Origin of the sequence: Mucilaginibacter gossypii, assembly GCF_017569325.2 — a bacterium.
Classification (GTDB): domain Bacteria; phylum Bacteroidota; class Bacteroidia; order Sphingobacteriales; family Sphingobacteriaceae; genus Mucilaginibacter; species Mucilaginibacter gossypii.
The window spans coordinates 3300761-3327644 of the sequence record NZ_CP071878.2 but is presented as its reverse complement, the minus strand read 5'-3'; the positions used below and the strand labels follow the sequence as shown (position 1 = coordinate 3327644).

At 43.4% G+C, this 26884-nt stretch carries 18 protein-coding genes; 16 read left to right on the top strand and 2 right to left on the bottom strand.

The annotated features are described in order from the left end of the window. The first annotated feature begins 1 nt into the window (after position 1). The 13 genes from J3L18_RS13910 to J3L18_RS13850 all read left to right on the top strand — a co-directional run bounded on the left by J3L18_RS13910 (position 2) and on the right by J3L18_RS13850 (position 19418). Entirely contained in the window at positions 2 to 1474 is a 1473-nt protein-coding gene (locus tag J3L18_RS13910) for a contractile injection system tape measure protein (protein ID WP_129570321.1), read from the top strand. Beyond that, complete coding sequence (locus J3L18_RS13905; protein WP_189549311.1) at positions 1471 to 5040, top strand: eCIS core domain-containing protein; 3570 nt, start codon at positions 1471 to 1473, stop codon at positions 5038 to 5040. The genes J3L18_RS13910 and J3L18_RS13905 overlap by 4 nt, the downstream gene beginning before the upstream one ends. Beyond that, positions 5037 to 6020 (top strand): tetratricopeptide repeat protein, encoded by a 984-nt coding sequence (locus tag J3L18_RS13900; protein ID WP_091171206.1) that lies wholly within the window; start codon positions 5037 to 5039, stop codon positions 6018 to 6020. The genes J3L18_RS13905 and J3L18_RS13900 overlap by 4 nt, the downstream gene beginning before the upstream one ends. A gap of 7 nt (positions 6021 to 6027) precedes the next feature. Further along, positions 6028 to 6981 (top strand): eCIS core domain-containing protein, encoded by a 954-nt coding sequence (locus tag J3L18_RS13895; RefSeq protein ID WP_091171211.1) that lies wholly within the window; start codon positions 6028 to 6030, stop codon positions 6979 to 6981. 1 nt (position 6982) lies between these two features. Next, on the top strand, positions 6983 to 8311 hold the full coding sequence (locus J3L18_RS13890) for an ATP-binding protein (protein WP_091171216.1): 1329 nt from the start codon (positions 6983 to 6985) through the stop codon (positions 8309 to 8311). A gap of 289 nt (positions 8312 to 8600) precedes the next feature. Next, positions 8601 to 10913 (top strand): sensor histidine kinase, encoded by a 2313-nt coding sequence (locus J3L18_RS13885; protein WP_129570323.1) that lies wholly within the window; start codon positions 8601 to 8603, stop codon positions 10911 to 10913. Positions 10914 to 10916: 3 nt separating this feature from the next. Further along, entirely contained in the window at positions 10917 to 12866 is a 1950-nt protein-coding gene (locus tag J3L18_RS13880; RefSeq protein WP_091171222.1) for a sigma 54-interacting transcriptional regulator, read from the top strand. A 554-nt stretch (positions 12867 to 13420) separates the two neighbouring features. Further along, on the top strand, positions 13421 to 13603 hold the full coding sequence (locus tag J3L18_RS13875) for a hypothetical protein (protein ID WP_129570324.1): 183 nt from the start codon (positions 13421 to 13423) through the stop codon (positions 13601 to 13603). Between the two features lie 208 nt (positions 13604 to 13811). Continuing rightward, positions 13812 to 14357, top strand: coding sequence for a GNAT family N-acetyltransferase (locus J3L18_RS13870; protein WP_129570325.1), 546 nt, complete (start codon positions 13812 to 13814; stop codon positions 14355 to 14357). Between the two features lie 6 nt (positions 14358 to 14363). Beyond that, complete coding sequence (locus J3L18_RS13865) at positions 14364 to 15536, top strand: M20/M25/M40 family metallo-hydrolase (RefSeq protein ID WP_311086310.1); 1173 nt, start codon at positions 14364 to 14366, stop codon at positions 15534 to 15536. Continuing rightward, positions 15511 to 16851, top strand: a complete 1341-nt coding sequence (locus J3L18_RS13860) for a sigma-54-dependent transcriptional regulator (RefSeq protein ID WP_129570326.1) — start codon at positions 15511 to 15513, stop codon at positions 16849 to 16851. The genes J3L18_RS13865 and J3L18_RS13860 overlap by 26 nt, the downstream gene beginning before the upstream one ends. Positions 16852 to 17270: 419 nt before the next feature. Beyond that, on the top strand, positions 17271 to 18662 hold the full coding sequence (locus tag J3L18_RS13855) for an outer membrane beta-barrel protein (protein WP_129570327.1): 1392 nt from the start codon (positions 17271 to 17273) through the stop codon (positions 18660 to 18662). A 153-nt stretch (positions 18663 to 18815) separates the two neighbouring features. Further along, positions 18816 to 19418, top strand: a complete 603-nt coding sequence (locus J3L18_RS13850; protein WP_129570328.1) for a hypothetical protein — start codon at positions 18816 to 18818, stop codon at positions 19416 to 19418. Positions 19419 to 19475: 57 nt separating this feature from the next. On the opposite strand, the gene J3L18_RS13845 is transcribed toward J3L18_RS13850, so the two are convergent. Both J3L18_RS13845 and J3L18_RS13840 read right to left on the bottom strand, forming a co-directional pair. Continuing rightward, the gene (locus J3L18_RS13845) at positions 19476 to 20633 is read right to left on the bottom strand and encodes a trans-sulfuration enzyme family protein (protein ID WP_129570329.1); all 1158 of its coding nucleotides are present in this window, start codon (positions 20631 to 20633) and stop codon (positions 19476 to 19478) included. Positions 20634 to 20635: 2 nt separating this feature from the next. Continuing rightward, positions 20636 to 21964 (bottom strand): APC family permease, encoded by a 1329-nt coding sequence (locus tag J3L18_RS13840; protein ID WP_091171226.1) that lies wholly within the window; start codon positions 21962 to 21964, stop codon positions 20636 to 20638. 399 nt (positions 21965 to 22363) lie between these two features. Between J3L18_RS13840 and J3L18_RS13835 the strand changes: the two genes are divergently transcribed. The 3 genes from J3L18_RS13835 to J3L18_RS13825 all read left to right on the top strand — a co-directional run bounded on the left by J3L18_RS13835 (position 22364) and on the right by J3L18_RS13825 (position 26863). Then, complete coding sequence (locus J3L18_RS13835) at positions 22364 to 23395, top strand: LacI family DNA-binding transcriptional regulator (RefSeq protein WP_208102445.1); 1032 nt, start codon at positions 22364 to 22366, stop codon at positions 23393 to 23395. A 341-nt stretch (positions 23396 to 23736) separates the two neighbouring features. After that, positions 23737 to 24408, top strand: a complete 672-nt coding sequence (locus J3L18_RS13830) for a basic secretory protein-like protein (protein WP_091171233.1) — start codon at positions 23737 to 23739, stop codon at positions 24406 to 24408. 166 nt (positions 24409 to 24574) lie between these two features. Further along, positions 24575 to 26863 carry a GH92 family glycosyl hydrolase gene (locus J3L18_RS13825; protein ID WP_129570330.1) on the top strand — a complete coding sequence of 763 codons (2289 nt, stop codon included), beginning with the start codon at positions 24575 to 24577 and terminating at the stop codon, positions 26861 to 26863. Positions 26864 to 26884 lie beyond the last annotated feature (21 nt).

Below are 26884 nucleotides of genomic sequence, written 5' to 3'. Positions count from 1 at the left end.
TATGGCAGGAAGCACACATATCATCCATAAGCTGGTACTTGATATAGAAGTATCGCATCGAAGCACTGCCCAAAAGGTGCAGGACGAGGCCGTGCGGTACTTTGAACAGGTGCTGCTCAAAAAACTGGAGCAATTGCTGGATGATATGGATCTGCCTGCCCATGTTTTGATAGATAAGATTGATCTTGACCTGGGCTCGGGTAAACTGGAGGATGTATTTGAACAATTGCAGGCAAGCCTTGCTAAGGTGCTTGAGCCGGTTTTAAATCCTGCCGCATTACCCGTAGGTGATGAGCCAGATAACGAGATAAGCTATTCATTGCTTACTGAAGAGCAGCAGGCCTTTAATGTATTTGTTTATTTCCTTAACACGGGCAGGCTTCCTTGGTACGCAGTGGCTGCAACAGAATGGTTGCAGCAGGAAAATGTTTGGTTGAGTGAACTGTCAGAATTGTTGACAAAAGATCGAACTTATCAATCAAAACTTATCAATCTTTTTAAAGGCTCACAGCTTACAGTAAGCAGGTTCTTTAGCCAGTTTGGTATAGCATTTATTAAAAAGCTTGCAGCGGTTCTGCTGGATATAGATGTACATAAACTCCAAAAAAGACTTGATGCTGCTATAGTCGAAATTAAGGCTTTGATAAGCAGCCAGTCAACAGATGGCCGTACAGGTTTGTCATTGGCAGAACTTACTGGTAACAAGGAGTATATCATCGAAAAACTTTTGCTGAGGATATCCCTCCGCATAGGCCTTGATGAATTACCTGTTGATAGCACAATCCTGAAAAAGTTAGCCACTTTAATATTGGGAGAGTCAGCTAATACGACTTCATTGTCAGCAACGAACCTTATCCAAGTTGCAGAAGCGTTTATCCAATCAACAGAAAATAAACCGCTACTACAAAGTAATAAGCCCATAGTCACGCCCGATAATATTCCGGAAACAAGCTCAAAAAAAGAAGAAGAAATTGCCGGAACGTATGTAAATCAGGCCGGTTTGGTGATCTTGCACCCCTTTTTGGAGTATTTCTTTAAAGATTTCGGCTTGCTGCAGGATAACGATTTTGTTGATCTGCCTGCAAGGCAACTGGCCGTTCACCTGCTGCACTATTTAGGTACCGGTAATGTGAATGCCTTTGAATATGACCTTTATTTTGAAAAATTTTTATGCCGGTGGCCACTTGACGAGCCATTGGAACGTGAAGTGGAAATACCGCAACGCATGCTTGATGAAGGCGACAATATGCTCCGAACCGTGATAAAATACTGGAAAGCATTAAAAAATACATCGCCCGGCGGCTTGCGCGAGGCATTCTTAATTCGCAACGGGAAACTGATTGAAGCAGAACAGCCTGCCCGCCTTATTGTAGAGCGGATGGACCTGGATATCCTGCTTTCATCATTGCCATGGGGCATTGGCGTAGTTAAACTGCCCTGGATGAATGAACCTTTTTACGTGGAATGGCAATGAAGACACCGCAAAAGGCAGCACCTGCAAACACCAAACAAAACCAGCCCGCAAACAAGCAGGGGGCAGGGAAAGATCCTTTTTTCTCTGCCGCTCATGATGTTGAACAGGTGCACGAAGCGCCCTTTTTTGAAGGGAATAAGGTTCAGCGTAAAATGACGGTGAATGAACCTGGCGATCATTTTGAACGGCAGGCCGACCAGGTGGCTGATAAAGTTGTTCAGCAGATTAATCAGCCTAAAACCGTAGCCAACGCTGCAACTGGTTCTACTACTACCACGGGTCCTGCTAATGCAGCTACCTCCGCTGTGCAAAAGAAAGAAGATAAGAAGGAAGATAAACAGGAAAAAGAGCAGAACGGAGCCGATAAAGAATTACAGCGTCGTCCCGTTTTTGAAAGTGATGGCGATCCCAACGAGGGGAATACATTAAAACGCAGCAGCCAGTCGGCCGCTCCGGATGTATCTCCACAAACGCAACAAAAGATCGAAGGCAGCAAAGGCGGCGGCGAGCCATTGCCTGCCAATACCCGCGAGGAAATGGAAGGTGCAATGGGCAGGGATTTGAGTGGGGTACGCATCCATAACAACAGTGAAGCCGCCGGATTAAGTAACGATTTACAGGCGCAGGCGTTTACCCACGGCAATGATATTTATTTCGGGGCGGGTAAATATGATCCGCAAAGCCAGGCCGGGCAGCACTTGCTGGCCCATGAAGTGACTCACACGGTACAACAGGGTGGAAATGGTGTTAAAAAGAAAGGGCTTATTCAGCGGGCGGAAACCGGCGTTGCAGAAAGTGGAAAAGCCACGGCGCACACTGGTGATGATAAAATTGACCAAACCAATAAAACTATAAAGGTTGAGAAAATAGATATTCCAGGTTTTAAATATGATATGATGCCATCTAAAACCGATTACTCGTTTAAAAAAACGACGAGAAGCGGGAAACATTTGGCTACCTGGGAAAAAGATGCAGCTACAGATGCCGGCTTTGGGAAAAAGTTTGATGACCTGAAAAAGGTTGAGTTACCCAATGGCGGGACATCTCCTGCGGGAAATAATACTTATTTCATGGTATCAAAAACCAATGTTACCGGGGGCATATTGTTTGGTAACCCCGATGAGATAAGGACCCGGTCGGTGAGGCCTAACTGGCGGCGGGCCGGGCAAATGCATGAGTTTGAAGTTGACCATAAAGTAGAGTTGCAAATTGGAGGGGCCGATAACGATATCGGCAACTTATGGCTTCTTTCCCAAAAAATTAACGGCTCATCAGGCGGCACTATTCAGGCCAATATAAAAAGTGCTGTAGACGAAACTATTAAAGCCGAAAAAGCCAAGGACCCTGAAAAAGTAAAGGGTCTGTCGGTACAGGGCATTGTAGATAATTACAGTATCACCACTGCAAAGTTAAATAAAGCCGGATCGCCGGACAGTGTGGGCGACCAGGAAAAATATTCGCTTTCTGAAATTCAGAAGGGAGAGCATCTCAACGGTATGCGCTTTTTAGTGCCCGGCAAAGATGATAAGATTTTAAAAGAGCTTGTAGATACCAATACTGTACACCTGTTTTTGAATGAGAGGCGGAGCAAAGCTATCAAAATGCCTAAAAAAGGGCCTTTTAAACTTCAAAACTCAAAAAAGTATACTGCCAATATCGATTCTGTTACCTATGACCCCCAAACAGATATTATGCAACAGGGTGGAGCCGGCAGCATAACAGTAACCATGTTTAAAACCAGTAAAACTGCTGACAAGATTACTGAAAGTTTTACATTGAATCCTATTCCGGGGGTGTACGGGGGATACGTTTCGAGACAAGATATTTTAGATAAATTACGTCCTCAGGTCAAGGCCTTAAGCCCGGTTCAACTCTCTGAAGCCGGCTTTAGTGATGATGGCGAGCTTGAAGCAAAAGGAAAAGTACATACAACCATTCCACTTATCGACAATGCGGATATTGATATTATCATAAATAGCAGCGGCTTAAGTATCCGGAAAGTTTTTGATGGCGGCGAGATCAAGCTTCCCCCTCCATTTAAAATTACAGATACTTCGCTCGGTATTACTTTGGGCGATTCGGGTTTGACGGTTGATGGTAACATGAACTTTGAGATCAAAAAACTCGGGAAAGGCGAAGTTCATGCAAAAGCAGGTACTTCAGGGGCTTTCGCGCTGGGTGGTTCATTTGATTTCGACTCCAAAACTTTTAATCCTGCCCGTATTACGGTTGACTATGTTAAGCCGGGTGATGGCGGCAGTGGCGGAGGTTTATCTGCTACAGGCGAGATAGGAATCGGCCCTAATAAGATAAAGGGGATCAAATCGGCCCATATTAATATAGCTTATGCAAACAATGAGTTTACAGCTACTGGTACTGCCGAACCGGATATTAAAGGGGTAAAAAGTGCCGAGATCCACGTTAGTTACGCTAATGAAACCTTAGTTATTGGTGGCAGCTTCGTTCTTGACGAGAATATGCCGGGCATTCAAAGCGGCAGCGGCAGTGTGGAAGTTACACGCGGGCCGGACGAAATTTACCATGTTAAAGCCAGTGGTAAAGCGGTACCCAAAATACCGAAAATCAATACAGAGCTGTCAATATCATATGACGATGGCGCGCTGACTATTGAAGGCAAGGCATCTTACGCTGCCGACAGGGTATCAGGTGAGGTGATGGTAGGGGCCACCAACCGTGCTATTGCCGCTGATGGCACGCCATCTGGCCCGGCAGGTGACAAGTTTACCGCCTATGGATCGGGTAAGTTAACGCTTAAAGTTACCGATTGGCTGCAGGCATCGGCAAGTGTAAGGGTGACCCCGGCCGGCGAAATTGAAGTCGTAGGCCGTTTGGACCTGCCTTCGGCGGTTGATGTTTTTCCGAAGAAGAGCATTAATAAAGAGCTTTTTAAAGTACCAACCATCCAGATCCCCATATTCGCCATCCCGCTTGGTCCTAAAAGCATAGGTATCGTAGCTACTATTGATGGCGGCCTCGATTTTGACGCCGCGGTTGGCCCCGGCCAACTCAAAGACGTTTTTGGACAGATAGAATTTAACCCTTCACATCCCGAAAATACCCGGATCAGCGGTGGGGCAAAATTTGTGATCCCGGCGCATGCCGGTTTAAAGTTAAAAGCCGCGCTTGGTATTGGTTTAAGTATTGGCCCGGCCAGCGTTACCGGTGGTATTCAGATAGTCGGCGGATTAGGGTTGGAGGGTGAGGCAAGCGCGGCTGCCGACCTGGCCTGGTCGCCCACAACCGGGTTTGAGTTTAACGCTTTGGGCGAGATCGAGGTACACCCTAAGTTCACGTTTGATGTAAACGCATTTATTAAAGCCGAACTTGATCTTTTGGTTACCGATATTTCAAAAGAGTGGACTAAAAACCTTGCGTCATTTAGTTATGGCCCGGATCTGCAGGTTAAAGTTTCGCTGCCAATCCACTATAAGGATGGCGAACCGTTTGATGTGAAAACCGATGATATTAAAGTTACCTATCCTGAAATCAGCATTTCTGATATAGCAGGTGGTATAGCAGATAAAGTAAAAGAAGAAATGTTATGAGCAACCGAAGCCAACTAACCGAACTGATAAACCTTGGTGCTATACAGCAGCTTAACGGCAATTTTGAAGCTGCCGAGGCGTATTATGCCAAAGCTGCCGATTTAAATGAGCCCAATGTTACTCTGCTCAATAACCGGGGAATGTTGTTTTACCAGCAAAATAAATTTGCCGAAGCGAAGCTGCTGTTTGAACGTGCTTTAGAAATTGACAGCCAAAATGCTTCGGCATGGCTTAATTTGGCTAATACCGAAGTTTTGCTGGGTCAGTATGATAAGGCTCTAAACGCTTTCAGGCAAACCATTACGCTTAAGGCCGATCAGTTTGAAGCCTGGGAGGGCTTGGCAAAACTGTATATGTTATCGGCAGATATGGAAAGCGCCGAAACATGCTGGCTTAAAGCGGTGGAACTTAACCCCACAAGTTTAAATTTATTGATGGGACTGGCGCAGGTCTATCTTTCAACCGGGAGGTATGATGAAGGTTTTGAAATGGCCGACTATGTTTTATCAGAGAACCCGCAAAACAGCAGGGCATTGCAAACTGCGGGTCTGTCCCAATTAATGATAAAAAACTATGCCTTGGCTACCGGCTACCTGATCAGGTATCTGATGTTGTTTCCTGGCGATATTGCGGTACGTAACCACCTGGCCGTTGCTTATTTGCAAAGCGGCCAGTTAAATGAAGGGGCGGCAGAATATGAGCGGATCTTGGAATATGACCCTGAAAACGAAGAAATAAGATTAAATACAGGGGTGCTTTGCCTCGGCCTCAACCGTTTTGATGATGCGCTGGCACACCTTGACCTATTACTTGAACAATACCCCGAAAATAAGAAAGGACAGCTTTACCGGGGGATAGCTCTGGCTAATTTAAACGAGAAAGATAAAGCGAAACGGGTTTTTGAAGACCTGCTGCATGATGCCGGCGAATGGGCCGCCCATGCCAAAAAGCAATTGGATCTGTTAAACAATTTAAACTAAACCTCCTATGAAATACATCCATAATACACGCCAGCCGCTTAGTCAGAAACAGGCTGATAAAGCAGATAAGCCCTTTTTTAATGGCAGCCGCGAAAAAAGCAAGCAGGATGGAGATGCTTTTTTCCAGGCCAGGAAAATTGATGGCAACCAGGATAGCGCCCTCGAGCAGGAGGCCGATGCAGTAGCACATAAGGTAACCATGTCACAGCAGGCAACTGCTAATTCATCGCAGCGAATGGGACAAATGAGCGTTCAGAAAAAGGGAGCGGATGAGGAAAAGGATGCGAAATCGACTCAGAAAAAAGAACAAAAGGACGAGAAGGAGGAAGGCAAGCCGCAGAAAAAAGACGAAAAGAAAGAAGAAGAGAAACCAACTCAGAAGAAAGAGGAGGATAAAAAAGATAAAGAGCCCCAAAAGAAAGAAGAGGATAAAAAGGATAAGGAAGGCGTTCAGAAAAAAGAGGAAGAGAAGAAGGATAAAGAACCACAAAAGAAGGAAGAAGATAAGAAAGACAAGGAGCCGCAAAAAAAAGGCGAAGAAGATAAAAAGGACGAAGGCAAGCCTCAGAAAAAAGAAAAAGGCGACGAAAAAGACGATAAGGCTGCTGCACAAAAAAAGGAAGAAAAAGGCGGCGGTGTAGAAAAAACCGAAGGCAGGCCCGAACCCCCGGAAGCAAAGTTTGACAGGTTGCTGAACGAAAGTAAAGGTGGAGGCAGTCCCTTACCTGCCAAAGTACGTACGCAATTGGAGCATCAGATGAACGCCAATTTTGAACAGGTGAAAATCCACACCGGGCAGCAGGCTGTTGAGCTTTGCAACCTTTCAAAAGCACAGGCGTTTACGCATGGTAACGATATTTATTTTAACGCAGCCAAGTTTGACCCTGAAAGCACCGCCGGTATGAACCTGCTGGCGCACGAGTTAACCCATGTTGTACAGCAAAACGGTCCGCGTAAATAAAATGGATACTAATATTAAGCAATTAAAAGCGCTGATGCAGTATACAGCCGGTTGTGTTGAAGCCAGGTTGCAAACTGTATTTGGTAACGACGCAACTTATTTGCCTCCGCTGCTGCCCCAGTTAGAGCGAAATGGTAGTGTGCTCGAAAAATTAATTGATGATCATGGCTTGAACAGCAATGAGGTTATTATACTAATGATGGCCCTGGTACCTCATTTACAGGTTGAGTTTTTTGATGAAATTATTCAGCCTTACATGTGTGAATCGGGTGATTTTCAGCAGATTGGTGGAGTTAGGAGCCGTAACGGACGCAGCTTTTTGCCAACCGGTCAAACAGCGGTTTTTGTTTTGGCTGGCGATGATCTGGAAAAGCGGCTGGAGATAGCTGATCTTTTTCATCATCATAGTAATTTGACGAAGCAGCACATTTTATACCTGGAGGATGTGCCCGAAGGTGAGCCTGCCTTATCCGGCAGGTTATTGTTACAACCCGAATATGTTGAACTTTTGATCAGTGGTACCGAATCTATTCCCAAACTAAGTATGAACTTTCCGGCACAACACCTGGAAACTACCTATAACTGGGATGACCTTGTACTCAATGATAACACCCGCAGGCAAATTGCTGAGCTGGAAAACTGGGTGAACTACCAGCAGGTATTAATGACCGATTGGGGTATGGAGCGGAAACTGAAACCAGGCTATCGGGCATTATTTCACGGCCCGCCGGGAACCGGCAAAACGCTCACTGCATCTCTGCTTGGTAAATACACCGGCAAACCTGTTTTCAGGATCGATCTGTCAATGATCGTATCCAAGTTTATAGGCGAAACAGAAAAGAATCTCTCCAAGCTATTTGAAAAGGCCGATAATAAAAACTGGATCCTGTTTTTTGACGAAGCCGATGCGCTTTTTGGCAAACGGACTAACGTTAAAGATGCGCACGATAAATATGCTAACCAGGAAGCATCGTACCTGCTGCAGCGTGTGGAGCAGCACAATGGCCTGGTGATACTTGCAACCAATTTTAAAAATAACATTGATGAGGCCTTTATGCGCCGGTTTCAGTCGGTTATTAACTTCCCGCTGCCTAATGCCGATGAACGCTATACTATCTGGCAAAAATCATTTCCGCCTAAAGCCAACCTCAACGGGCACATTAACCTTGAGCAGATCTCGCGTAAATATGAGCTCAGTGGTTCCGGGATCTTGAATGTAGTACAATTTGCCTGCCTGCAAATGCTGGCCCGCAAGGAAAGCCGCATAACCTCTGAACTAATATTGGAAGGTATTGAAAGAGAGTATACTAAAGAGAACCGGGTTTGGTAGGAACCTCCGGGATATAAATCCGAAATTTTCCGTCGATCTATAATCTGTACAATGGAATCCATGATCTGTACATTGACCGGTTCAGCAGCGTTCGGGATTTTTATGCCGGTCCGGATCCTGGTTATTTCAGCAATAAAGAAAATTTAGCTTTCTGCTTATTGATGCCGTTTGCATAAAATTGAATAAATTTAGCAAATCATCGCCTATCACTATTCCGTGACTTTCACAGGAGATGATTTCGTTATGGTTTTGTCGGTAATTATCTCTGGGGCAATAAAATACTAAGTGTATGTTTAAATATATAGCGACATGTTTTATTGTTTTAATTTTTGCCCCAAGCGTATCCGGGCAAAAAAAGATGGACATTGCTACCATTAAACTAAACCTCGATAACCAAAAAAACAAAGCCGACACCAATACAATTAAACTACAAATACAATTAGGCAGCTATTATCTAAACAAGCAAGGCGACCACAAAGAGGTGCTGGATAGCGGCATCAACGCTTTTAATAAAGCCATACAAATGAGTGTTGCCATCCATTCGGCAAAGTGGCTTAACGAAGCTATGATGCTTAAAGGGGCAGCGTATCTCAAGCAGTACAACCTGAAGCAGGGTAAAGCTGTTTTTATGGAAGTGGTTGGTTATTACCATAAAACAGGTGATCAGTACCAGGAAGGTAAAACCCTGGCCCGCTTAGGCGATAATATATCGATAGACAATACAGTTGCCATTCCTGATAAAATAAATAGTTATGAGCAGGCCCGGGCCTTATTTCAGCAAACGGGCCATAAACTGGATGAGACTGATATGAACAAGAACATAGCCGACATCCATCTTAGCCAAAAGAAACTTGATCTGGCCGAAACCGAACTGCGCCAGGTACTGGCCCAATACAAAGCAATTGGCTATAAAAAGCTCCACTATACTTATCATTCCCTTGCCGAGCTAAGCAAACAAAAGGTTGATTTGCATAACGAGCTTTTATATCGCCATGAGGTAATAAAAAGTATAAACGCCACGGCTGATACGGCTTTGGCCGATTTTTATTACGCCAAACTTGCATTGGTGTATGCCGACCTGGATAAGTACGACCAAAGCCTTATTTACATCCTTAAATCGGCCGAGATATTAAAGCATAGAAAACAGTACGAGGATTTTTATGGGTACCTGAGCCTCATTATTTATGATTTCATAACAGCTAAAAGGCCTAAAGAAGCACTGGCATACTTGAAACAGGCGGTAAAAGATGTACCACCAAAGATCTTGGCGCAAAAGGTTGATATGTATGAGGCATTTGGCAATATCTACGTTGCCCTGAAAGATTACCCGGAAGCCGAGCAATACTATCTGAAAATGATGGAAGTATATAAGGTTACTAACTTTAGTAAAGACTTTTATACCACCAACGAGCAAATGGTTACTGATTTTATTCATTACAACGAAACCATGGCCGGCTTTTACCTGCTTATTCAACAGTATAAAAAGGCAGGCATTTATACAAAACAGATCTTGTCGCTGCCATCTAATACCATCAGGCCTATCACACTCACCAAGATCCATCGCATGCAGTTTCGGGTCGATTCTGCATCGGGCAACTATGTAGCTGCAATAAAACATTTCGAGATCCATAAACGCCTTGATGACTCGTTGTTTAATGCCATCAAAAACAAGCAGATAGAGGAGCTTGATATCAGATATAGGACTAATGAAAACAAGCAGTCGATAAGGTTTTTACAGGAACAAAGTAAGAATCAAAAAGCCGAACTGCAAAAGGTAAACATGCAGCGTAACATTACTTTTGGCGGTGTGGCCATGCTTATCATTATAGCAGGTTTGGCATTTAACGGTTACCGGCACAAGCAAAGGAGCAATCAGCAATTACAGTTAAAACAAACGGAAATTAATAATCAGAACCTATCGTTACAAATCCTGCTTAACGAAAAGGATGGCCTGTTAGATGAAAAGGACTGGCTGTTAAAAGAAGTGCATCACCGGGTAAAAAACAACCTGCAAATTGTAATGAGCCTGCTTAATACGCAATCGGCATTTTTGAAGAACAACGCGGCACTTGCCGCAATCCGGGAAAGTCAAAACCGGGTACAGGCTATAGCGCTTATTCATCAAAAGCTGTATAGTAATTCGGATGTGGCTTATATCGATATGTCGGTTTATATTAATGAGCTGATTAATTACCTGGCCGATTGTTATGATCCTGGCGGCAGGGGAATTCGTTTTGAGCAAATGATACAGTCCGTTAAGCTTGACGTTGCCCAGGCCGTACCCGTAGGCCTGATACTAAACGAGGCCATTACAAACGCCATAAAATATGCCTTCCCTGCGCAGCGGGGCGAAATTAAAGTGGCCTTACAACTGGCCGAGGAAACCATTATACTCACCATAGCCGATAATGGAATAGGCTTGCCTGTTGATTTTGACATCCAAAAAGCAAGCTCATTAGGGATGGAAATGATGAAAGCATTAAGTAAACAACTGGGCGGTTATTTTAAAATAGAAAATTACGGCGGCGCTATAATCACCGTGGAATTCAGGGCCGAGGAGATGTTAAATAATATTGAACGAAAAACTTTTGCAGCTAATTAAAATATGAACAAAAAGATATTAATAGTTGAGGATGAGTCGCTGGTGGCGTATGATCTGAAATTAATATTAACCCGTGCCGGTTATAAAGTTTGTGGCATTGCCGATTCTGTACCCGAAGCCTTGGAGATCATTGAGGAGCAAAAACCGGAAATGGTATTACTTGATATATTTTTAAAGGGTAGCCTGAACGGTATCGACCTTGCCAAAGTGCTCACTTCAAAAAATATAGCATTTGTATACCTGTCGGCTAATTTTCAGGAAAGTATCCTGGAACGGGCAAAGGCTACGCAGCCCTATGGTTTTTTGGTAAAGCCATTCCGCGAAAAGGAACTACTTATAACCCTGGATGTTGCTTTTTACCGACATCAAAACAGTATCGAATCAAAATTGCGCCAGGAGCAGGCCCTGGAGCAGGTGTTTAAAAATATTGTTGCCGAACCGATAAACTGGAAACAGAAGCTGTTGAAAATAGCAATGAGCATCCAGCCGCATGTACCGTTTGATTATTTGACCGTTACTATGAAAAATGATACGGGTTTTCCTGATAACGCCCTCTCATTTTTACGCACAGGGTTTGATGAATACCAGGTTATTGGCAAGGATGAATTGGTAAACATCACAAAAACAAACAAGGCACAATTGAGCCAGATGCAGGAAGACAGTCCGCGGATAACCAAGGCTGATTTTTATAATGCTGCTAATTTTGTTAAGATTTGGCCGCAGTTTCCCGTTAAAAAGCTTATTGCACAGTTTTTTAATATGCAATCGTTTTTAGGATTGCCTTTGCTTTCGTCAGGAGGGGATGTTATTCATTTTTCGTTTTACAGCCGCAAAACCGACTGTTATACCCATGATCATTTGATCTTGTTAGATCGACTGCACAGATTACTACTGAGCACGGTGGAGGAGATCATCCCATTTGATGTGCCTGAGCCGTCACTAACGAGGGTTGATAAATTAGGCCAAAATCAATTGAGTGAGAAAAGCAAAGCTGCAGGTTTTAAAGATATTATCGGTAAAAGCCATCAAATGCTCACCGTACTTGACCACATTGGCATAGTAGCTCCGCTTGATACATCGGTATTAGTTTTAGGCGAAAGCGGTACAGGTAAGGAGCAGATAGCTAAGAGTATCCACTATCTGTCGCCTCGTAAAAACAAGCCTTTGGTAGTGGTAAACTGTGCCTCCATGCCGGCGACCCTGATTGAGTCCGAATTGTTCGGACACGAAAAAGGTGCTTTTACCGGAGCTGTTGAAAAGCGTACCGGTAAGTTTGAGCTGGCCGATGGCGGTACTATTTTCCTGGATGAGATAGGTGAAATGCCGGCCGAATTGCAGGTTAAGCTATTACGTGTTTTACAGGAGCAGGAGATTGAACGCATTGGCGGCAGGGGCCCGGTGAAGATCAACGTACGCATAGTTGCGGCTACGAACCGCAACCTTGAAAAAGAAGTTGAAGAAGGCCGCTTTCGGCTCGATTTATATTACAGGCTGTTTGTGTTCCCGATCATAATTCCACCTTTAAGAGAACGTAAAGATGATATCCCGGTATTGGCTAATCATTTTCTGGCACGTTACGCGCAAAAGATCGGTAAAGCGGTAACGGGGATCTCAGCAAACGTAATGGCCCAACTGCTTGAATACCAATGGCCGGGCAACGTGCGCGAGCTGGAACATTTTATTGAACGTAGTATCCTGTTAACGGATGGCCCGGTAATAAAAGACGCTTACCTGCCCAAGCTGCAGGGAAAAAAAGAAAGCCCTGTTTATGCCGAAATGCCGACTGATAGATTAAAAACCATTGATGAACACGCCCGCGACCATATTTTAGATGTACTGAAACGTTGCAATGGCAAAATAAGCGGTAAGGATGGGGCAGCTTCTAAATTAGGTTTACCGCCATCAACCCTGCATTCAAAAATGCAAAAGCTGGGCATAAAAAAGTGGGAGTAGGGCTGCTATATTTTATAGTAACTTATTGACTTTAAGTTGGTTTTGATTGGTGCGGACTTAAAGCAAACTTTCTCGCCGGGAGACAGCTTTGAGAGGTAACCCTATCTTTTATTTAATTTATTGATTATTAAGCAGATGTGTTATATTTTGCGATTTCTGTTAACCCTGTTAACCCCCCGCTGGCCATTAACTTAAGGGATTAAAGTGTGAGGAAATGGGCGATTCCCCGCCTGAAAGGGGAGAGGGGTGTGTTTCTGCTTTGATAAATCTACCGCAGAAACACACCCCCTGTTACCGCTCATGCCTCCGCTCACCCCTCTTGAGACGGGATTGTAAAGTTTTTAACCGATCAGTCATTTAATTTACACACCTCTTTAATAATATCGGCCTGCTTTCAATACTTTATCATTTTGATAATTTATATATCCCAAAATGATAGGAGGGCGGTGGCTGCTCGTGGCCGCTTTGGTGCAGTGTGTGTATTTTAGGAGCTTTTATTAGCTTTTGGCATAGGTTTAGTTTGTTGCCGGTTTTTATCATTAAGTTAAAAAGTCATGGCAGCATTTTATATTATACTTAAAGTTACCTCTTTAATAGCAGTTATTATTGTTTCAATTACCGGCCCTAAAAAGAAAAAAGCATCCCCTAAAACTGAGATAAGCGGATTGGCTGTAAATGCCGATGGTTACCTGGAGCATTGCAAAAACAGCCCTGAACATCATCAGCCGGTTGAATAATTATCAAAATATCTTGTTTTGAAAATAGAAGCCTTTCATTTTGATAGGCTTTTTTTATGCCCTAACTACTCGCCAAAGATTAAAATCTTCATTTACACGGCCTAAACCTATAAATGGTACAAGCGTGCCACAACGGGCATTCTTTTGGCATTGGGGTATGTACAGTTATTCAACAAATCCGTGCTGATAGCTGAAATAAACATATAAAATGGAAGATGAACGAATTATTGTAAGGCCGGCTATTCCGGCCGATGTGGTGTTCGCCGACGAAATTATCAGGGAAATGGAAAGTTCGGCCATAGCAAGGGGCTCGGGTATTTCCAAAAGATCGGCCGCCTCAGTAATAGAAAAGATCGATACGGGTAAAGCTATAATGGCCGTAACTGAAAATGGCGAATGGGTAGGTTTCTCCTATATCGAAACCTGGGACGATGGAAAATTTGTATCAAACAGCGGCCTTATCGTATCGCCGCAACACCGCAACCGGGGTGTAGCCTCCGAAATCAAGAGCCGCATTTTTAACCTTTCGCGCAGCAAATACCCAACCGCCAAAATATTCAGCATCACATCGGGTTTGGCCATCATGAAAATGAATACCCGTCTTGGCTTTGAACCTGTAACCTACGCCGAAGTAGCGCGTGATCCTCGTTTCTGGGATGCTTGCAAAAGCTGCGTAAACTACAATGTGCTGCAAAGTAAAAATCGCTGCAATTGCTTGTGTACTGCCATGTTATTTGATCCTCAACTAAACTAATCAGTTATGATAAAAACATTGAATGAGCAGCCCGTCACCTCCCTGGTAGGGCATACTATGCCTTTAAACCCGCATTTTTTTAGCGAATCAGTTGTGCTGCTGCAGCACATGATCAAGATATCGTCGTTCAGTGGCGATGAATGTGCGGTTGCTGATACTATACAACAGCATTTGCTTGGGTATTCGGTAAAGGTGAAACGGCAGGGAAACAATATCTGGTGCTTTAATAAATACTACGATGAAACTAAACCGACAATATTGCTTAACTCTCATATGGATACGGTTGTGCCAAACGAAGCTTACACAAAAGACCCGTTTTGCCCGGAAATAAGCGAAGGGAAACTTTATGGCCTGGGGAGCAATGATGCGGGTGGTTGTGTGGTATCGTTAATAGCTGCTTTCCTGCATTTTTATTGCTACCAGGGCCTTGGTTTTAATTTATGCCTTGCTATTACCGCTGAAGAAGAGAACTCGGGCGAAAATGGCATTAAATCAATCCTGCCCTTGCTGGGCAATTGCGAGCTGGCTATAGTTGGTGAGCCTACTTTATTACAGATGGCCATTGCCGAAAAAGGCAATTTGGTCATTGATTGCGTAAGCAATGGCCGCCCCGGTCACGCCGCGCGCGAAGAGGGCGATAATGCCATTCATAAATGCCTGCGCGATTTGGAATGGTTTAGCCTGTACCAGTTTCCGCAACAGTTAAAAGGGATCTCGCCGGTAAAGATGACGGTAACTACTATTAAAGCAGGTTCGCAACATAATATTGTACCGGGAAGGTGTGAGTTCACTGTTGATATCAGGCATGACGATACATTTTCACAGCATGAAATTGTTGATATCATCAAACGTAATGTATCCTGCCAGGTAAGCCCACGCGCCGGTTCGTTGGGCGCTTCATCAGTATCTCCTGAGCATCCTATAGTTAAAACGGGAATAGCTGTTGGCTGCAAAACTTATATCTCGCCTACCACATCTGATCAGGCCTGGCTATCAATTCCTTCTGTAAAGATTGGCCCCGGTGATTCGGCCCGCTCACATTCGGCCGATGAATTTATTTACCTCGAAGAGATCAAGAAGGGGATCAGCTTATATGTACGGTTGCTGGAAACACTACCGCTGATGCTCATCAATAATCCAAACAAATACAAAAATGAAATCAAGCATATTAATAATTGATGACGAGGTTAAGCTCAGCGAACTGATGGCCCGGATCCTGATGCTGGAAGGTTATCACGTAATTCAGGCACCAAATGCCAAAGCTGGTCTGCGGATCATTGAGCGCGAGGATGTGAGGGTGGTGCTGAGCGATGTGAAACTGCCCGATGCCAATGGCGTTGAACTGGTGCAGCGCATCAAACAAATAAAGCCTTACATCGAAATCATCAACCTAACGGCCTTTGGTACCATCAGCGACGGGGTGCTTGCTATTAAAAACGGAGCCTTTGATTATTTAACCAAAGGCGATGATAACGATAGGATCATTCCACTGGTAAGTAAAGCGCTTGATAAAGCCAACCTGCAATACCACATTAACGAGCTGCAAAATGAGGTTGAAGCCCAGCATGGTTTCCCAATAGTGCTTGGACAATCGCCGGCGATACTGGAGGCGGCTGAACTGGCAAAAAAAGTAGCCTGCACTGATGCCACCGTTTTGCTTTTAGGCGAAACCGGCACAGGCAAGGAAGTATTTGCCGAAGCTATCCATTATGAAAGCCTGCGTAAAGACAAGCCTTTTGTTGCCGTTAACTGCAGTGCTTTTAGCAAAGAGTTATTGGAAAGTGAATTGTTTGGATATAAAGCCGGGGCATTTACCGGGGCTATAAAGGATAAAAAAGGTTTGTTTGAAGAAGCCAATGGCGGCACTATTTTTTTGGATGAGCTTGGCGAAATGAGCCACGACCTACAGGCCAAACTGTTGCGGGTGCTTGAAAACGGTACTTTTATTAAAATAGGCGAAACCCGAACCATTAAAGTGAACGTACGCCTCATCGCTGCTACTAACCGCGATTTGCAAAAGGAATCGGAAGACGGGCACTTCAGGCTCGATCTGTTTTATCGCCTTTCTGGCTTTTCTATCGTGCTGCCGCCCCTGCGGGATAGGATAGGGGATATTGAGGTGCTGGCACGGCACTTTATCAAGCTGTATTCGGCCAAAGTGAAGAAAAAGCAGCCTGATGTGGACGAGAACTTTTTTAAACTGCTCAACCAGCATAAGTGGAACGGCAATATCCGCGAACTTAAAAATGTAATTGAGCGGGTGATCATCCTGATGGACGAACCTATACTCACTCCTAAGCTACTCCCCAACGAATTTCATAACGGTGGTTATTATGACCTTGTAGCACTTGATTTGGATAGCGTAGAACGCCACCACATCCGCAGGGTCCTGAAATATGTGAAAGGCAATAAATCAGAAGCTGCAAGGGTGCTTGGAATTGGTTTAGCCACCCTGTACCGTAAAATTGAAGAGTATCATATTATTATGAATTGATATTGGGGGACAAATAAAATCAGGGTCATGTTGAACTTGTTTCAACTCTTTTCTGGCGCAAGTCTTGTGTGGCGGCCATGCGGGTGGCTGACTTGTGACTTAGCAAATTGTCCGTAGAAGGCACAAGTCAGCCCTGCACTGCCCAACACGCAAGACTTGCGCCAGAAAAAGAACTACCCTGGTTTTACCTCAATCACCATGAGAAAACCACCTTCTCAAAATGAAACAGAACATTCAACTATCCCCAATCAAAAAATAAAACAAAAACTAATAAAGAGCTGATAATCAAATCGGCGAAAAACATTGCGGCCACTTTGGTATAGCAATTGGCAGGCGTGCCATAATTAACGCAGGCAGGAGCAATTAAAACTAAACACTGCAACCCGCTCCGGCCGCGAACAAATAATCTCATACAAAAAATGAAAAAACTTCTCTTATTCATTGCTTTAGGCCTTACATTACTTTTAGCCTATGCCCAGGCAAACGCTGCATCACTACCAGACAGCACCACAGTTAAAGACACCCTAAAAACTAAACCCGAACCATTTGCCTTTGGCGATTTTACCTGGCTTAACGGCAACGACCGCCGTCACAAAGCCCTGCTTGATACTAAATATTTTACCGGTCGTTTCCTGCTTGATTTTAACTATACCGCTTCAAATAATAACCCGATAGACCATACCGTGGTTGGTTCAACCGCCCTGGCGCGTGACCATGAGTTTGAGATCTCGACGGTAGCTTTCGGCGGAGATTTTCACTATGATAATGTGCGTGCCAGTGTGCTTACCCAGTTCGGCACCCGGTCGACAGTTGTACCCCGCAACGATTTTAGCGTTACCCGTGGACAGTTTGACCTTTCAACAGCTTACCGCTACCTGAGCGAAGCCAACGCCGGTTACCATTTTAATGTGTTGAACGGTATCAACGTTGATGCAGGTTTGTTCATGTCGTACGTAGGTTTGTTCTCGTACTATAATGCCGAAAACTGGGCTTACCAGCCATCATTCACCAGCGATAATACGCCGTGGTTTTTTAACGGCGTGCGTGTGCAGATCTTTGTATCGGACAAACTGAAAATTGAGCCTTGGCTAATTAACGGCTGGCAATCATACGGCATGTTTAATAGCAGGCCGGGCATTGGTGGTCAGGTTCTTTGGCGCCCTAAAGAATGGCTTCAGGTGCTAAGTAATAACTATTATGGTGCCGATACTCAGGATAAACCGGGTCGTAAGCGCTTCCATACCGATAACAGCGTGGAGGTCCGCTATTATAAAAACAAAAATACTTTTGTAAACAGCATGGCTTTCTCTCTTACCGGCGACCTTGGTGATGAAAAAGGCGATGGCGTTAACGGTTTCAAATCAGATCCTGTTAAAGGGCCGGCCCAATACTTTGCCAGCGCCATGTTTTATCACCGTATGTTAATGGCCAACGGCCATTTAGGCTGGACAGTAGGCGGTGGTGTGATGAACAACCCCGGCCGTTACCTGGTGCTTTACCCAACGGGCGATGCCAACCCCATCCCGGCAGTGGGCACAGGTACGGTTGGTACCCATCCGTTTTCGGCTAATCCGGGCGATAAGTTCCATGCCTATGATTACTCAACCACAGTTGATTTGATGCCTAACGATTACCTGACTTTCAGGATGGAAGTGGTACACCGCCATGCCGATGTGCCTTACTTTGCCGGTCATGGTGGCGTTACCTCGCCCGATGGCTATAATACTACGCCACTTGGCGGTACCAATTTTACCCCCGACCTGGTGAATTCTGAAACAAGATTTATAGCTGCCTTGCTGGTGCGTTTTTAAGCACACAGAGGCGTATAATTTATAAACGTACTTTAAAACCGCGATAACTCATCCCGTTTGGATTGTAAGGGTTAGGTTTAGTAAAGGTTGGAGGCCGGGTTTTGCCGCCCGGCTTTTTTATGCCCTTAACTTTAACATTAAACAGTAAACAAAATGAAAAATTCAATTAAAATGATCATCGTCATGATAATGATAAGTATACAGGCGAACCGACTTAAGGCACAAAACACAAATGCAAACGCAGGCATCTATTTAACTGTACAGGATTACAAAGCCGGTAAGTTGAGCTATGTACCCGAAGCTGGTAAAAAACTAAAAATCAATGATTTTTTTGGAGGAAAGCACATCAGCGTTAAAGCCGGAAGTAAAAAGATCAGTCTGTTAAAGGGCAATGTTTTTGGCTACCGCGACGGAGGTAAAAATTACAGGTTTTATCAAAATGAAGCATATGAGATACTTGATACAGCCGGTTTTCCGCTTTATACACATGCACAAATAATACCGCAAGGAAAAGGCTATGCACGCTACGAAAAGTATTTCTTCAGTGCCGCTATAGCAACGCCTGTTTTAAACTTAACTGTAGCAAATGTGTACAAGAGTTTCCCTGACCAAAATGATTTCAGGTATAGCATCCGCAATTACTTTCACGGCGATGCTGATCTGATGGCTTATGACAGCATTAACCGGGAGTATCAGATCAAATACCTATATTTTGAGCATCAGCATGCAAAAGGTATTCAGCATGCATCCCTATAAATAATTAAAATTGATTTCAAAAACCAAACAGTAATCCCGGCGCCAGGCCGGGACTGTTTACTTTTCTAAGGCTTGCTTAATATCTGCTATCAGGTATTGAGGATCTTCCAGGCCAATGTACATCCGGATTAATTGATGATGGTCGTTATCGGCCGAATATTCATCCTCACTAAAAGAGGCAATGGCCGGCACAACAAGACTTTCATGGCCTCCCCACGACACTGCAAGTAAAATATGTTTCAGGCTGTCGCAAAACCTTTCAATTTTACTAAATGAACTGTGTTTTAATATGAGGCTAAATAAGCCTCCGCAGCCCTGCATTTGTTGGCTAACTAAATCGGCCTGATTGAATTTGGGACTAAAAGGCCAGATCACATCCTGTACAGCCGGATGAGAGGCAAGCCATTCTGTAACGATCCTGGTACTTTCAAAACTGCGTTGCAGCCGCAGCGGGAGCGTTCTTAATCCCCGCAAAAGCAGCCATGCCGAGTGGGGCGACAGCGCCGGACCGGTATTCATGAACTCGTGCTCAAAGATTTTTTTAAGCATAGCCTTGCTGCCGGTAAGCACACCTGCCACAACATCCGAATGACCACCAATATATTTGGTAGCTGATTGCGCCACAAGGTCAACCCCCATAGATATTGGTTGCTGGTAAAGGGGGCTGCAATAGCTGTTATCAATCATGGTTATGATACCTCTTGATTTCGCAAAATCGGCCACTTTCCTGATGTCCTGCAGCTCATAGCAAAATGTGTTAGGGCTTTCGAGGTAAATTAGGCGTGTTTGCGGGGTTGCGGCTTGTCCAAAATTTTCAAAAACTGTTCCGTCAATAAATGTGGTTGTAATGCCAAATTTGGGTAAAAAGTCTTTAAATAATTTAATTGTCCAACTGTACAGGTTATCCACGGCTATAATATGATCACCGGATTTTAACAGCGATAAAATGGGGACACTTATAGCACTGATACCGCTGCTGAACAGCAGGGCGTCTTCCGCGCCATCTAACGCGGCAAGTTTTTTCCTGAGTATAGTGAGTGTGGGGTTTTGCCCTCTTGAGTACAGGCTGCTTTCAAATTCATCATTCATTGCCCCCCTAAGCGCTGCAACATCTTTAAAACTGAAGTTGCTTGATTGCATAATTGGCGGCGAAATGGCGTTAAAGTAGTTCTCTCTTTCCTCCCCAAGCTCATTTAAAATAAATGACAAATCCATAATTAAAGTATAGTGTTAGGTTTTTGGCTTCGTTTTGTGATATAGTAAATAATAAGGCCGGCAATAAAAGCACAGATGCATATTAAAGCAGCCTGCGGATTTTCAATAAAAATGCTGATAGTAACAAACCAATAAGTGGTAATAAATATGACAGGTATAACAGGGTACCACTTCATGATATAGATGCCGGTATTATTGAGCTGTTTGGTTTTACGCCGCAAAATGAAGATGGTTATAGCTGCAGTTGAAAGGCCAATGGTATCAAAAAACATTACATAATTTAATATGGTTTGAAACGAATTGGCAAAAAACAGGATAATGAGCACTGCGCCTACGAAAAAGCTCAATCCAAACTCCTGTACCTGTGTTTGGCTGTTTACACGTTTAAAGCGGGCAGGTAATATACCATCTTCGGCCATGGCATAATAAACACGCGGATTGGCCATAATATTAACGTTAACGAAAGCCAGTACCGAAACAAACATAAGCAGCGATACTATTTTATATCCCGCAGCACCAAACAAAACCCCTGCAAGGGTTGCCGCTAACGTAGTTTTATGCTGAAGGCCGCTAATGCCTAAAACTGAGTAATATGCAAAGTTGATAAGCATGTATAATGATATCACTGTAGCTATTCCAAAAAATATAGCCTTGGGGATATTGATCTTCGGGTTTATAATATCGCCTCCAAAATTTATAGTTTGCTGGTAACCGCCATAGGTAAAAAATACAGCTACCAAACTTATTCCGAACGCGCTTATATTGTTATTATTATGATATGCGATAACTTCTTTGGTAGTATTGATGTTACCTTTAAATACTGCCGCACACAAAATCAGGATCATGCCTATTTTAAAAAGGGTAAGCACATTTTGTGTGCGTGCACTCATTTTAATGCCCAGGTAGTTTATAATATATAAAACAACTACGGAAGTTATAGTCATGATTTTGATGCCCGCATCGTTTTGCAGGCTTTGTGGCATAATAATGGGGTTAATGTATTCCGCGCCTATAAGCGCTACGGCAGCAACGGAGGCCGCGTTGCTTATTACCAGCACCCAATTGATCATAAAGGCAAAAGCCGGGTGAAAGCAGTACGAAAAAACCTTGTAAAAGCCACCGGTGGTGGGGTAGCGGGCGCCAATTTCGGCAAAGGTGAGCGCCCCACACAGGCTTACTGCTCCCCCAAGCAGCCAGGCTCCGAAATACAAAAGAGGTGTGCTTGAGTTTTTTGCTACTTCTGCCGGTGCTGCAAAAATGCCCATGCCTATTACCAGGCTCACAACAATCATTGAAAGATCAAAGCGGTTGAGTTTCGGGGTTATACTCATGAAGTTTTAAAATACCAATTAATCAGGGAAAACACAAAATCTAAATTTAGCATTAATTTGTTAGCATTTGATACGATGAAAGCTTTTATATACAGGTCTTCTATTTTAATTTTTTTATGATCTTAATGAAAGTTTATAACTGTATTGCAATAAATTGTTGTTGAAAAGGTCGAAAATGGAAGCCATACGCTATATTTACCAGTCCGGTTTTAAATGTTTATATTATAAGGTTAAAATATTGGCAATTAGCAAAATTAACTTGCCGGGTTTGATTGAAAAAAAGCAAAAAGTTGAATTTTGACAGAGATACCTGTTTGACGAATTGCCGGTTTAACATAAAAATTGATAAGACTTTAAGATGTCGGGCATACTAAACCTTAAACCTGAATTTAAAAAACGATGATGAAAAAAAAAATATCCATTAAGGATATAGCCAAACTTACCGATACATCAATAACTACTGTTTCATTTGTTTTAAATGGCAAGGGCCGTATTAGCAAAGAGATCAGTAAGAAGATATTGGATGTGGCCCAAAAAAATGGTTATGAACCTAATCGTATGGCGGTTGGTTTGCGTACGGGTGTTTCAAAAGTTATCGGACTGATAGTGGAGAGCATTGGCGGGCCGTTTTTTGGAGAGATGGCAAAGGTAATTGAAGAGGAGGCAGAAAAAGACGGCTATCGTATTATTTATTGCAGCACCAATAATAACCTGCAAAAAGGCAAGGACATGATCAGGATGCTGAGCCAGCAACTGGTTGATGGTTATATTATTACCCCGATGAAAGGGCTGGAAAAAGATATCCAGAACCTGGTTGATAATGAAAAGCCTGTAGTGCTCATTGACGGATATTTCCCGGGGACAAGCATCCCTCATGTGCTGGTTGATAATTATGCAAGCGCTTATAACGCGGTTGATTGTTTTGTACGATCGGGATATAAAAATATCGGGATGGTAACTGCCGACCTCGGGCTGATCCAGCTAAACGACCGGAGCCTGGGCTATAAAGCTGCTTTAAAAGATAATAACCTGAAAGATAGCAGTAAGATGGTTTTAAAGGTTCCCTTTGATATGGACAAGAATGAAGGGGTTGAGGCTGTTAAAGCATTTATTGTAAAGCAAAAACAAATGGATGCTGTTTTCTTTACCACCAATTATTTGGGTACCATGGGTTTGCAGGCCATCAAAGATCTTAAGCTTAGTATCCCGGATGATTTGGCCGTGATAAGTTTTGATGATAATGAAGTGTTTAGTCTATACCCGCCGGGTATTACTACCATACAACAACCTACTTACGACATTGCAAAATCGGCAATTGATATTTTAATGGCGCAAATCAACACACACAAACTTGATGCTTCAAAAATTGATCTGAAGATCCCGTCGAAACTGATTGAGCGGGGATCAACCCTGTCGAAGGCTACAGCGTGACAATAGTTTAGTATTGGGTCCACTAATTTCCTTAGAAATCATTTGGTAAAACGTTTTATTTAATTAGCTTTGAACATTGATGCTGCTCACCTGGTTAGTTAGAACCGGTTGAGGTAGTTGGGGGCTAACTCCACCATAGTTCAACTGCTTCATAGTTCTTTTTCGATAATATTGTTTAATTAATAAAACGCCTGTTGTTTGAAGAGCAACAGGCGTTTGTTTTTGAATAAATTGAAAGGGAACTATTAATAATATTACAGAGTAATATGCTTTAATGATAAAACGTTTTATCTATATTTGGATGGTTTAATTATTATCAATCGTAAAAACCAAAACTATTCATGAAAAAAATATTTATTTTCTCACTATTCTTAATTTCGGGCTTGTTCATGGGTTTGAATGCCAATGCGCAGGAAGTTTTTAAACAAAAAGGCTACCAGGTAACTTTTATCAGTAAGGATGCTGCATTTAGCACAGATTTGAAAGACAGGCTGATCAAAACCTTTTTTGAAGTGTATCCAAAACTTTCAAAGGAGTACAACAAAAAAACATCTAAAAAAGTAACGTTTGTTATCGACACTGCTTATGACGGCGTAGCTGCTACCGGAAATGACACCGTAGTATTCAGCGCGAAATACATGACCAAACATCCCGGCGATATTGACGTGGTTACTCACGAAGTAATGCACATTGTGCAGGCTTATGGCAACAGCGATGGCCCCGGATGGTTAACCGAAGGGATTGCTGATTATGCCAGGTTTAAATTTGGAGTAGACAACGCCGGGGCCAAATGGGCATTGCCAGCATTTAAATCAACCCAAAACTATGATAATGCATATCGCGTAACTGCACGCTTTTTGGTATGGGCAGAAAAAAACGCAAAGCCCGATCTGGTAAAAATACTTGATAAGCAACTGCGTGAGCATACTTTCACCAACGAGAGTTGGAAAAATCTAACAGGAAAAACAGTGGATGAATTGTGGGCCGCTTATGCTTTAAATCCCGCGGTTTAAACCGTTTTTTAAAGGTATCTGTAACAAATACCACGTACTCCCATATTTAGCGGGCTGCTTTACATAAATTAGTTGCTTTGTTAAAAAAAAGATTACAAGGCCAGCGGCCACGACGCAGAGTTTCCTCGTATATGAGAGGAAACAATGAATATACTTAAAGATTACAATGAGAAGATTACTTACAGCATTATTAATAGGTACGGCCGTTTATAGCCAGGCTCAAACCAAAACAGAAAAGCTGGTTGATTATGTTAACCCTATTATAGGCACACAACGTATGGGGCATACCTATCCGGGAGCAACGGTACCTTTTGGTATGGTGCAACTAAGCCCCGAAACAGACACTGCCAGCTATGAAAAGGACGGTCATTACAATCCGGATGTATATAAATATTGTGCAGGATATCAGTATGACGATAAAACGATAGTAGGCTTTAGTCATACCCACTTCAGCGGTACCGGTCACTCAGATTTGGGCGACTTTTTAATTATGCCAACCGTTGGGGCTTTAAAACTCAATCCAGGTGTGGCCGATAAACCAGGCAGCGGCTACCGTTCGGCATTTTCGCATCAGAATGAGGTTAGCGGTGCCAATTATTACAAGGTGAAATTGGATGATAATAACATCACAGCCGAGCTAACCACCACTGCAAGGGTTGGTTTTCATCAGTACACCTTCCCTAAGTCGGATCAGTCGCACATTATACTCGACCTCATGGCGGGGATCTATAACTATCCCGATAAAAACGTGTGGACTTACCTTAAAGTAGTTAACGATTCAACAGTTGTAGGCTACCGCCAAACCAATGGCTGGGCCCGCACACGTACCTTATACTTTGCGATGGCATTTTCAAAACCATTTTATCAGCATGGGTATAAAAAATATGACAAGCGTGAGGTGTACGGTGGTTTCTGGGGTAAATTCAATCAAACCAAAAACTTCCCTGAAATTGCAGGCAGACAGATCCGCAGCTACTTTGACTTTAAAACAGAAGAAGGGGAGAAGATCAAAATTAAGTTTGCCATATCTCCTGTAAGTATGGACGGCGCGCTGAATAACATGCGCACCGAAGCACCGGGCTGGGACTTTGATAAGGTGAAAAGCGATGGTCAGCAACTTTGGGAACAGGAACTGCATAAAATTGAGATAGCCGGAAGTAAAGAAACCAAACTGAACTTCTATACTTCTATGTACCATACCATGATCAACCCAACTTTGTATATGGATGCTGACGGACAGTATAAGGGGCTTGATCAAAATGTACACAAGGCAGATGGTTTTACTAACTATACTACATTTTCGCTTTGGGATACCTACAGGGCGCTACACCCGCTGTTTAACATTATTGAGCCGAAACGTAACGCAGATATGATCCAATCGATGCTGGCCCACTTTGATCAAAGCCCGGAGCATATGCTGCCGGTTTGGTCAAATTCCGGTAACGAAAACTGGTGTATGAGTGGTTACCACAGTGTTGCCGTAATTGCCGATGCTGTAATAAAAGGTAATGTGAATTTTGATGCTAATAAAGCACTTGATGCCTGCGTTGCCACAGCCCGTCACCGCGATTATGAAGGCATTGGCGAGTACATGGATAAAGGTTTTATCCCTGATGAAAAAAGTGGTGTATCGGTCTCTTCAACCCTGGAGTATGCTTTTGACGACTGGGCCATTGCTCAGCTCGCAAAAAAACTAAACAGAAACGATATCTACGAAGAGTTTATCAAGCGCTCAGAAAACTATAAAAACGTTTATGACGCCTCAATAGGTTTCATGCGCCCAAAACTGGCCAATGGTTCATTCAGGACTAAGTTTGACCCGTTGAGCACCATTAACGAAGGTTTTATTGAAGGTAACAGCTGGAACTATACTCTGTTCGCTCCGCAGGATCCCGAAAGCCTGATCAAACTGATGGGGGGCGATAAGCGCTTTGTACGTTACCTGGATTCATTGTTTACCATGAACCTGCCTGATAAATATTTTGCCGAAACAGAAGATATTACCCGCGACGGCATTATCGGTAACTACGTGCACGGCAACGAGCCGTCGCACCACGTAGCCTACCTGTACAACTGGACAGATAAACCATGGAAAACGCAGGAACGCGTACGCATGATTTTACCAATGATGTACAAACCAACTCCTGATGGTTTAGGTGGCAACGACGATACCGGCCAGATGAGTGCATGGTACATATTTACTTCGCTTGGTTTTTACCCGGTAGCGCCGGGTTCAGATCAATATTCAACCGGCAGTCCGGCTGTTGATCATGCGGTTATTAATTTGGATAACGGTAAAAAGTTTACTATCAATGTGAAAAATCAAAGCGCCAGAAATGTTTATGTGCAAAAGATGGTACTGAATGGCAAACCGCTTGATAAGTTGTTCATCAGCCATGATGAGATCATGAATGGCGGTGAGATAACTTTTTATATGAGCTCGAAGCATAAATAGAGATTGGTTTTGATTTCGGAT